Origin of the sequence: Streptomyces shenzhenensis (assembly GCF_021462265.1) — a bacterium.
GTDB lineage: Bacteria > Actinomycetota > Actinomycetes > Streptomycetales > Streptomycetaceae > Streptomyces > Streptomyces shenzhenensis.
This window is the reverse complement of record NZ_JAJONF010000207.1, coordinates 1-428: the sequence shown is the minus strand read 5'-3', so window position 1 is coordinate 428 and position 428 is coordinate 1. Positions and strand designations below refer to the sequence as shown.

Annotated in this window: 1 protein-coding gene and 1 pseudogene; both read left to right on the top strand. The window is 75.7% G+C overall.

All coding sequences use genetic code 11. From position 1 onward, the window contains the following. Positions 1-243, top strand: a 243-nt coding sequence (locus LQ326_RS47490; RefSeq protein ID WP_372497152.1) for a hypothetical protein, incomplete at its 5' end; no start/stop codon positions are given. After that, a pseudogene (locus LQ326_RS47485) lies at positions 240-428 on the top strand (MFS transporter); the annotation flags it as partial. The gene LQ326_RS47490 and the pseudogene LQ326_RS47485, both read left to right, overlap by 4 nt.

The window sequence follows — 428 nt, the reverse complement described above, 5'->3', positions numbered from 1 at the left end:
CCGGCCCCGTCACGGGCTGCCTCAACGGCGAGGACGCGCAGTGGACACCTCCCCGAGCCCATCCCCGGCCCGGCAGCCGCCCTCGCCTTCCACCACGGCCGCGCGCGGCCGCGCGTCGCCCGTCAGACCGCCCTGTCCAGCGCCGCCATGCACGCGTCGGCGCGCGCTCCGCGTGCCGATGCGGCCTTCCAGGGCGGTACGGCACCGACCCGTCCGGACGACCGGCACGAGGAGTCGCAGTGAAACTTTCCGCAGTCACGTCTCGTACGACCACTTCCCCACCGGGGCGTCCGGCGCCGGCCCGGCCGTCCGGCTCCGGGCGGCCCCTCGCCACCTTCGGCGTGGTGACCGCCTCGATCGCGGTCGCCTTCGGAGCCGGCGCCGGAAGCCCGCTCTTCGTGCTCTACCAGCACGAATGGGGCTTCCCC